This window comes from Nocardioides sp., assembly GCF_031422975.1.
GTDB lineage: Bacteria > Actinomycetota > Actinomycetes > Propionibacteriales > Nocardioidaceae > Nocardioides.
Genome location: NZ_JANPEO010000292.1, coordinates 1 through 8,164 on the forward strand (window position 1 = coordinate 1; position 8,164 = coordinate 8,164).

Here is an 8,164-nt window from a genome sequence, read left to right on the forward strand (position 1 = left end):
GAGGTACAGATAGCCGTCATCGATACGGCCGAGATCGAACACGCTGAATGCGTTCCCCCGCCAGGCGGCGGCGGTCTTCTCCGGATCTTGCCAATACGTGAAGCGCGCATAAGAAGGAACTTCGCACCAGATCGTGCCGGAGTCCGCGTCGATCGACAGCGACCGTCCGGGCCGAGCGCGACCGACCGAGCCCGGTCGCCGCTGCCAGTCTTCGGTCGAACAAGCGGTGAACTGACCCTCGGTGGAGCCGTAGAACTCCCAGGTCGTCCCGGCCGGGAACGCCTCGATCAGGCGGCGCTTGAGCGACGGCGGGCACGGGGCGCCCGCATGCGCAACGAGCCGAAAGCTCGACAGGTCCGGCATCCCCACGTCGTCCCAGTGGGCCAGGAGCCGCTGCAGGTGCGTCGGCACACAGAACATCGTGGTCGGTCGCTCGCTGCGGAGGGCCTCGGTGATGCGCCCCGCGTCGAAGCGACCCGGCAGCACGATCCGGCCGCCGGCGAGCAGCGTGCCCATCGCAAAACGCAGCGGTGCCGAGTGGTGCAGCGGGCTGAGGACCAGATTGACGTCGTCGGGGGAGAACCCCCAGAGGTCACGTTCCTCGGCAACCAGGGCCGCCGCGTCGGCGCGGGAGAGCGGCCCGGAGAAGACGCCCTTGGGGGTGCCGGTGGTGCCGCTCGTGCAGTGGATCGGCCGTCCTCGGGGAAGGGCACGGCGGCGACGCGGATCGAGGGTGGCCAGCAGTGCCGAGATCTCGGTGTGGTCCGTGATGACCAGGTCTGGCTCGATCGGGGCGAGGATCCGGGTGCGCTCGGCGGCGGTCAGCGCCGGGTCGAGCGGAACCGGGAAGACGCCGGCGGCCAGGAGCGAGAGCACCAGGTCGACGTACTCGTGCGAACCCGGGACGAGCAGCGCGACCCGGGATCCGGGGCTGAGCCTGGCTGCGTCCACGATGCCATCCAAGCAAAGCCCCGGTCGACGAAGGACTCGGGCCTCAGGAGCGGCGGGGGACGAGGTGACGGCGGAGCTCGACCGGGCCGAGCTCGTCGTGGTCGTCGGCGCGGGTGGCCGCACCGGCGAACAGGTCGTGCCGGGCGTAGCGGACAAGCAGTGCCGCGACGGCGATGGCGATGAGGAGGAATGCGAAAGTGGTCATGGCAGTAAGTCTGCGCTCAATGGATTGCTGCCACCAGTGGCAGGAATGACAGTGTTAGTTGATTTCCTGCCAGGAATCCGGCAGGCTGACCTCGTGCACAAGGTCGCGGTGGTGGTCCAGGACGGCGCGGAGCCCTTCGGGCTCGGCGCCATGTGTGAGGTGTGGTCCGAGCCCTACCACCCGGAGGACGACAATCCGGTCTTCGACTTCGTCGTCACCACGCCTCGGCCCGGCCGGGTCAGGGGCAGCAGCGGCTTCGACCTGCACGTCGAGCACGGGCTGGACGCGGCCGCCGACGCCGATCTTGTCTGCGTCATCCCCAAGCGCGGCTACCTCGACCCCTCGCCCGAGGTCGTCGAGCTGGTCCAGCACGCGGATGACCGCGGCGCCTTCGTCTTCGCGCACTGCACCGCCGCGTTCGTGCTCGGCGAGGCGGGACTTCTGGACGACAAGAGGTGTACGACGCACTGGCGGCACGTCTCCGAGCTCGCGGCCCGGCATCCGCGGGCGCGCGTCGACGGCGACGTCCTCTACGTCCAGGAGGGCAACATCGTCACGGGTGCGGGCTCCGCGGCCGGGCTGGATGCCGCGCTGCACCTCATGCGGCAGCAGTTCGGGTCGCGCGTCGCTGCGTCGGCTGCCCGCCGGATCGTCGTCCCCCCGCACCGTGACGGCGGCCAGGCCCAGTTCATCGCCCGCCCGGTTCCGGTCTGCGAGTCGGAGGCGCTGGCGCCGCTGCTGGCCTGGATCTCGGCCAACCTCGCGGAGGAACTCACCGTCGAGGCGCTGGCCAGGCACATGCACATGTCCCCGCGGACCTTCGCCCGCCGGTTCAAGGACGAGACCGGCACGACGCCGTACAGCTGGGTGCTGGCCCAGCGGGTGCAGGCCGCTGAGGAACTGCTCGAGCAGACCCACCACTCCATCGACTGGATCGCCGGCGAGGTCGGCTTCGGCAACGCCGCCACGCTGCGCCACCACTTCGGTCGCTCACGGGGCGTGAGCCCGGTGGAGTATCGCCGGACGTTCGGCCAGACGGCCTGAGAGTCCACGAGGCGTGTCTGCCGGAGCCTGGACCGCGCGACCCACCCGAGCCTCGGTAGCCTTGCCGGTGTGACGCACCAGCCGCTCTCCGCCCTGACCAGTGACGACCTCGCCACCCTGCTCGAGCAGCAGCGGGCGGCGTACGCCGAGCTCAAGGCCCACGGCCTCAGGCTCGACCTGACGCGGGGCAAGCCGTCGGCCGCCCAGCTGGACCTCTCCGACGAGCTGCTCAACCTGCCACGCGGCTTCAAGGACGCGAGCGGCACCGACGTGCGCAACTATGGCGGGCTCGCCGGCGTGGCCGAGCTGCGCGAGATGTTCGCCGAACTGCTGTGGGTGGAGCCCGAGCAGGTCGTCGCCGGCGGCAACTCCAGCCTGACGATGATGCGCGACTGCCTGATCTACATGCTGCTCTTCGGTGCGCGCGACAGCGACCGCGCCTGGAGCAAGGAAGCCACGATCAAGTTCATCTGTCCGGTCCCCGGCTATGACCGGCACTTCACGCTGCTCGAGTCCCTCGGCATCGAGATGATCACCGTGCCGATGAACGACGACGGACCGGATGCCGAGGCCGTAGCGGCGCTGGTGAAGGACGACCGGTCGATCAAGGGGATGTGGGTCGTCCCGACCTATGCCAACCCGGCCGGCTCGATCTGCAGCCAGGAGGTCGCCGCCCGTCTCGCGTCGATGGACACGGCAGCCAACGACTTCAAGATCTTCTGGGACAACGCCTACGCGCTGCACCACCTCACCGAGGAGGAGGCCAAGAGCGCCGACATCCTCACCCTCGCCGCGGCCGCCGGTCGCCCGGACCGCCCAATCATGTTCGCGTCGACGTCCAAGATCACCTTCGCCGGCGCCGGCGTTGCCTTCCTGGCGGCGTCGGAGGCCAACGTCGCGTGGTACCTCGCCCATCTGGGCAACGGTTCGATCGGCCCGGACAAGGTCAACCAGTTGCGCCACATGCAGTTCTTCGGCACGGCGCAAGGCGTGCGCGAGCACATGACCAAGCACCGAGCGATCATCGCGCCGAAGTTCGACGAGGTCGATCGGGTGTTCTCCGAGCGGCTCGGCGGCTACGGGATCGCCACCTGGAACAAGCCCGCAGGGGGCTACTTCGTCAACCTCGACGTGGTTCCCGGGACGGCGGCGCGGGTCGTGTCGCTGGCCAAGGAGGCCGGCATCGCGTTGACGCCCGCCGGATCGTCGTTCCCGCACGGCGACGACCCGAACGACGCCAACATCCGGATCGCGCCGACCATGCCGCCGCTCGACGAGGTGACCAGGGCGATCGATGCCGTCGCCACCTGCATCCTGCTGGCGGCGGCCGAACAGGCGACCGGTCAGACCTCCGGGCAGGCACGGGCCTGACGTGTCGTTCCTGCCCTTCACCTTCTCCATCGTCGGCGTGCAGAAGGCGGGCACCTCGACGCTGCAGTGGATGCTCAACCAACACCCCGAGGTGGCACGGCCACCGCGCAAGGAGATGGGCTGGTTCGACGTCGACGAGGTGACCTGGCGCGACGTCGACCACGACGCGTACGGCATCACCCACGCACGACCGGTCCACTGCGCCGTCGGAGACGCCACGCCGCGCTACCTGCTGATGCCGGGATCGCTGGAGCGGATGCATGAGCATCGGCCCGACATGCGGCTGATCGCGATCTTCCGCGACCCGATCGACCGGCTGGTCAGCCAGTGGGTGATGGTCCGCGACCGCCAGCCCGACAGGGCCCCCGACTGGCCGGAGATGATCGCCTGGCGGCCCGACGACTTCCCGACCGAGCTGCCAGAGGAGTTCGACGGGCCGGGCGGACGGGCACGGTTCATGCGGGCGTCCGGAGTCATCCGCGGCTACTACGGCGGGCAGGTGCGGCACGGGCTCAGCGTGTTCGCGCGCGAGCAGTGGCTCTTCCTCGACTTCGCGACGCTGCTCGCCGAGCCGAATCCGACGCTGGACCTCGTGACCCGGCACATCGGTGTGGGTCGGTTCAGGCCGTACCCGCCGCTGAAGAAGCTGATGGCCGGCTCACCGACCATCAACGGCACCTCGCCCACGGGGGAGGACCTGATGGCATTGGCGCACGCGCTGGAGCCTGAGCTGGCGGAGTACGTCGCCCTCACCGGACTGTCCGTGGACCACTGGACGACCGAACGCCTGCTCACCGGCGATCTCGATGCCGATGAGCAGGCGGAGGTGTACGCACGCAAGGCGGGACTGGTCTGAGGATCGCGCGGCTGAGCCCGCCCGCGCGGACAGTCGCGATCGCCGTACGCTGGACGGCCTACCCACGGAGTCGGAGAACAGGCGTGACATTGCGGGTCGGACTGACCGGAGGCATCGCCTCGGGCAAGAGCACGGTCTCGTCGATGCTGGCCGAGCTCGGCGCGGTGGTCATCGACGCGGACGCGCTCGCCCGTGAGGTGGTGCAGCGGGGCACGCCGGGACTGGACGCGGTCGTCGCCGAGTTCGGCACGAGCCTGCTGACCGCGGAGGGCGACCTGGACCGCGCGGCCATGGGTGCGCTGGTCTTCGGGGACGCCGCGGCGCGCAAGCGTCTCGAGGTGATCGTGCACCCGCTGGTCTTCGAGCGGATGGTGGCGCTGGAGGGGGCCGCGGGCGACGACGATCTGGTCGTGCACGACATTCCCCTGCTCGCCGAAGGGGACCGCGTCGACACCTTCGACGCAGTGATCGTTCTCGACTGCCCGCCCGAGCTCCAGATCGCCCGGATGATGTCCGAGCGAGGCTGGTCCCGGGAGGACGCCGAGGCGCGGATCGCCGCCCAGGCGACGCGCGAGCAACGGCTGGCGATCGCGACCCACGTGATCGAGAACACCGGCAGCATCAAGGAGCTGCGTGACCGGGTCGTCGCCGTGTTCGCGGACCTGCGCGAGCAGGCCTGACGAGCAGTCGCCCGTTGCGGCCCTGTGCGCATCGTCCGACCCGACCCGGTGGCGTTTGCGGTGCGCTGGTGGAGCGCGGGTAGCCTGCGGGCCGTGCGACTGTCTCTCCTCACCATCGCCGCGGCCATCACCTCCGCAGCGTTGCTGCTCGGTGGCTGCGCGGCCACGCCGGAGCCGGAGGCCGCACCGGCGAGCGGTGAGTCGAGCGGCCCGATCCCGGAGCCGGCGGACGCGTCAGCTGATCCGTCCGCCCGGCTCGGCTGGGGCCCCACGGTGGGCGAGCTCCAGCAGGCGCAGGCGATCGTGGCGGAGATGTCGAGCGAGCAGTTGGCCGGCCAGGTCATCGTGGGCCGCTACCTCGGCACCGACCCGAACGAGGTCGCCACCATGCTGCGCGAGCAGCACCTCGCCGGCATCTCCATCACCAACGGCAACGTCGTCGACGAGGCGCAGGTCCGGGCGATGACTGCGGCGCTGACGCAGGCGTCGCTGGACGACGGGCGCACCTACCCGCCGGTGCTGGGCGTCGACCAGGAAGGCGGCTACGTGTCGCACCTGCGCGGGATCGCCACCGAGTTCCCCGCCTTCGACGCGGCCGGCGCCGCGATCGAGGCCGACGGACCCAGCGGTCGGGAGATCGTGCGCCGGGCGGCGTACGCCACCGGGCTCGAGCTGCGCGACCTCGGCTTCACCTGGGTCTTCGCGCCCGTAGCAGACGTGACCATCGGAGCGGCCGACCCCACCATCGGCACCCGCTCCGCGAGCGAGGACCCGGCCATCGCCGCGAAGGCGACCGCCGCGGCCGTCCGTGGGTTCGACGCCGCCGGCGTGGTCTCGACCGTCAAGCACTTCCCGGGCCATGGCGCGGCCACCAGCGACAGCCACGACACGCTCCCGGTGCTCGACTCGACGCTGGCTGAGATCGAGGCCCACGACCTGCCGCCGTTCGAGGCCGCCATCGCCGCCCACGCGCCGGCCGTGATGCTCAGCCACCTCGACCTGACCGCGATCGCCCCGGGCGTGCCGGCGTCGCTGGCGCCCGCGGTGTACGACCTGCTGCGAGGCGACCTCGGCTTCGAGGGCGTCACCATCACCGACTCCCTGGGCATGGGAGCCGTTGCCTCGAGCTACAAGCCGGCGGTCGCCGCTCTGAACGCCGGGGCCGACCTGCTCCTGATGCCCGTCGACACGGTCGAGACCCACCGCGTGGTCACCCGCGCCGTCGACGAGGGCGACATCCCGCGCGCCCGGATCGAGGAGGCGGCGGCTCGCATCGTGGCGCTTCAACTGTGGCAGCAACGCGCCGCCGCCCAGGCTCCGCTGCCCGCCGACCCGTCCGTCGCGGCGCAGGACGCAGCCGCTGCGCTGGTGGCTGCGGGGTACTAGAAGTGCCGAGACCCGCCCCGATGCGTGATCGGAGCGGGCCTGCGGCGGACGGGTGGAGCTAGGCAGCGGTGCTGCCGCTGGCGAGGTCCGGGTCGCCGATGCGACGCAGCTTCTGCAGGGCCTCACGCTCGAGCTGGCGAACCCGCTCGGCGGAGATGCCGTGCTTGGCGCCGATGTCGGCCAGCTTGTGCTGACGCCCGTCGTTGAGGCCGTAGCGAGCGCGGATGATGTCGGCGGCCCGCTCGTCGAGGTGGGCGACGAGGTCCTCGAGTCGCTGGCGCGCCTCGACGTCGAGGAACTCCAGGTCGGGACCCGGCGACGTCTCCTGCGCCATCAGGTCACCGAGCGACGTGTCGCCGTCCTCATCCACCGGAGTGTCGAGCGACACGTGGTCGCGGCCCCACGACATGAGGTCGAGGACCCGGTCGATGTCCATGCCGAGCTCGGTGGCGATCTCGTGGGGCTCCGGGTCGCGACCGAGCTGGCGCTCGAGCGTGCGCCGGGCGCCGGAGACCTGGTTGAGCTCCTCGACGACGTGCACGGGCAGTCGGACCACGCGAGCCTGCTGGGCAATGCCGCGGGTGATCGCCTGCCGCACCCACCAGGTGGCGTACGTCGAGAACTTGTAGCCCTTGGAGTAGTCGAACTTCTCGACCGCCCGGATCAGGCCGGTGTTGCCCTCTTGGATCAGGTCGAGCATCGGCATCTGCGAACGGCCGTACTTGCGGGCGATGGAGACGACGAGGCGGAGGTTCGCGGAGATGAACTGGTCGACAGCCCTTCGGCCCGCCTCGGCCAGCCACTCCAGCTCCTCCTCGGTGGCGCTCATCGGCGCGCCGCCCTTCTTGCGGCCGACGCGGCCCTCCTCGAGGAGCTTCTCCGCCAGGAGGCCGGCTTCGATCGTCTTGGAGAGCTCGACCTCGGTGATGGCGTCCAGCAAGGGCGTGCGGGCGATCTCGTCGAGGTACAACCCGACGCTGTCGCGGCCCTCGATCTCGCGGGTCGCGCCGCGCGTCCCCCGGCCAGCAGCGCTGCGCGCTGGCTGGGCGTTCTTGGTGATCTGTGTGGTGGTCATGGTCGCCTCCTCCGTTGTGGCGCAGTCCCCGATCGCGTCACGTCTTCATTCAACGGCCCACGGTGTCCGGAGATTCCCGGCCGCTGTATGGCCCTTCACCTGCACTGACGATCGGCAGTTCCGCAGAGTTGCAAGGTGGGGCAACTCTCAGGGACTTCTCAGGGCTGGTTCGGAGCCCAGCGGGTTCCGGATTGGCCTGAGAGGATGCAGTCGTGTCGACGCTGCGGGTGGATCTCAACGCCGATCTGGGGGAGGAGGTCACCGACGACCACGGCCTCCTCCAGGTGGTGACCAGCGCCAACGTGGCCTGCGGCTACCACGCCGGCACCCCGGAGGTGATGCGGGCGGTGTGTGCCGAGGCCGTACGCCGCGGTGTCACCGTCGGCGCACAGGTCTCCTACGCCGACCGGACCAACTTCGGTCGCGTGGTCCTCGACGTGGCGCCGCGGGTGCTGGCCGAGCAGGTGGCCGACCAGGTCGGCGTGCTCGCCGAGATCGCCGGGGCCGCGGGCGGCTCGGTGGCCTACCTCAAGCCGCACGGCGCGCTGTATCACCGGGCGGGCGCACACGAGGAGACCGCGCGCGCGGTGCTGGCC

Annotated in this window: 9 protein-coding genes; 6 read left to right on the forward strand and 3 right to left on the reverse strand. The window is 70.6% G+C overall.

The annotated features are described in order from the left end of the window. Together RMO85_RS08750 and RMO85_RS08755 are read right to left on the reverse strand one after the other, a co-directional pair. Positions 1-951: class I adenylate-forming enzyme family protein (locus RMO85_RS08750; protein ID WP_310528340.1), on the reverse strand; the 951-nt coding region annotated here is incomplete at its 3' end. Positions 952-994: 43 nt separating this feature from the next. Beyond that, complete coding sequence (locus RMO85_RS08755) at positions 995-1,156, reverse strand: hypothetical protein (protein ID WP_310528341.1); 162 nt, start codon at positions 1,154-1,156, stop codon at positions 995-997. Between the two features lie 93 nt (positions 1,157-1,249). Between RMO85_RS08755 and RMO85_RS08760 the strand changes: the two genes are divergently transcribed. From RMO85_RS08760 to RMO85_RS08780, 5 genes are all read left to right on the forward strand, one after another. Next, entirely contained in the window at positions 1,250-2,200 is a 951-nt protein-coding gene (locus RMO85_RS08760) for a helix-turn-helix domain-containing protein (protein WP_310528342.1), read from the forward strand. A gap of 69 nt (positions 2,201-2,269) precedes the next feature. Then, entirely contained in the window at positions 2,270-3,571 is a 1,302-nt protein-coding gene (locus RMO85_RS08765; RefSeq protein WP_310528343.1) for an aminotransferase class I/II-fold pyridoxal phosphate-dependent enzyme, read from the forward strand. 1 nt (position 3,572) lies between these two features. Then, on the forward strand, positions 3,573-4,427 hold the full coding sequence (locus RMO85_RS08770; protein ID WP_310528344.1) for a sulfotransferase domain-containing protein: 855 nt from the start codon (positions 3,573-3,575) through the stop codon (positions 4,425-4,427). Positions 4,428-4,510: 83 nt separating this feature from the next. Then, positions 4,511-5,107, forward strand: a complete 597-nt coding sequence (gene coaE / locus RMO85_RS08775; RefSeq protein WP_310528345.1) for a dephospho-CoA kinase — start codon at positions 4,511-4,513, stop codon at positions 5,105-5,107. A gap of 93 nt (positions 5,108-5,200) precedes the next feature. Next, positions 5,201-6,493 carry a glycoside hydrolase family 3 N-terminal domain-containing protein gene (locus RMO85_RS08780; protein ID WP_310528346.1) on the forward strand — a complete coding sequence of 431 codons (1,293 nt, stop codon included), beginning with the start codon at positions 5,201-5,203 and terminating at the stop codon, positions 6,491-6,493. Positions 6,494-6,551: 58 nt separating this feature from the next. Here RMO85_RS08780 and RMO85_RS08785 read toward each other — a convergent pair whose 3' ends face one another. Further along, entirely contained in the window at positions 6,552-7,568 is a 1,017-nt protein-coding gene (locus RMO85_RS08785) for a sigma-70 family RNA polymerase sigma factor (RefSeq protein ID WP_310528347.1), read from the reverse strand. A gap of 212 nt (positions 7,569-7,780) precedes the next feature. Here RMO85_RS08785 and RMO85_RS08790 point away from each other — a divergent pair. Continuing rightward, positions 7,781-8,164: LamB/YcsF family protein (locus RMO85_RS08790; RefSeq protein ID WP_310528348.1), on the forward strand; the 384-nt coding region annotated here is incomplete at its 3' end.

What these genes read in the sequence shown, in the direction of transcription:
- RMO85_RS08785 (WP_310528347.1), bottom strand. Translation starts at nt 7,568, where the DNA reads ATGACCACCACACAGATCACCAAGAACGCCCAGCCAGCGCGCAGCGCT.
- RMO85_RS08755 (WP_310528341.1), bottom strand. Translation starts at nt 1,156, where the DNA reads ATGACCACTTTCGCATTCCTCCTCATCGCCATCGCCGTCGCGGCACTG.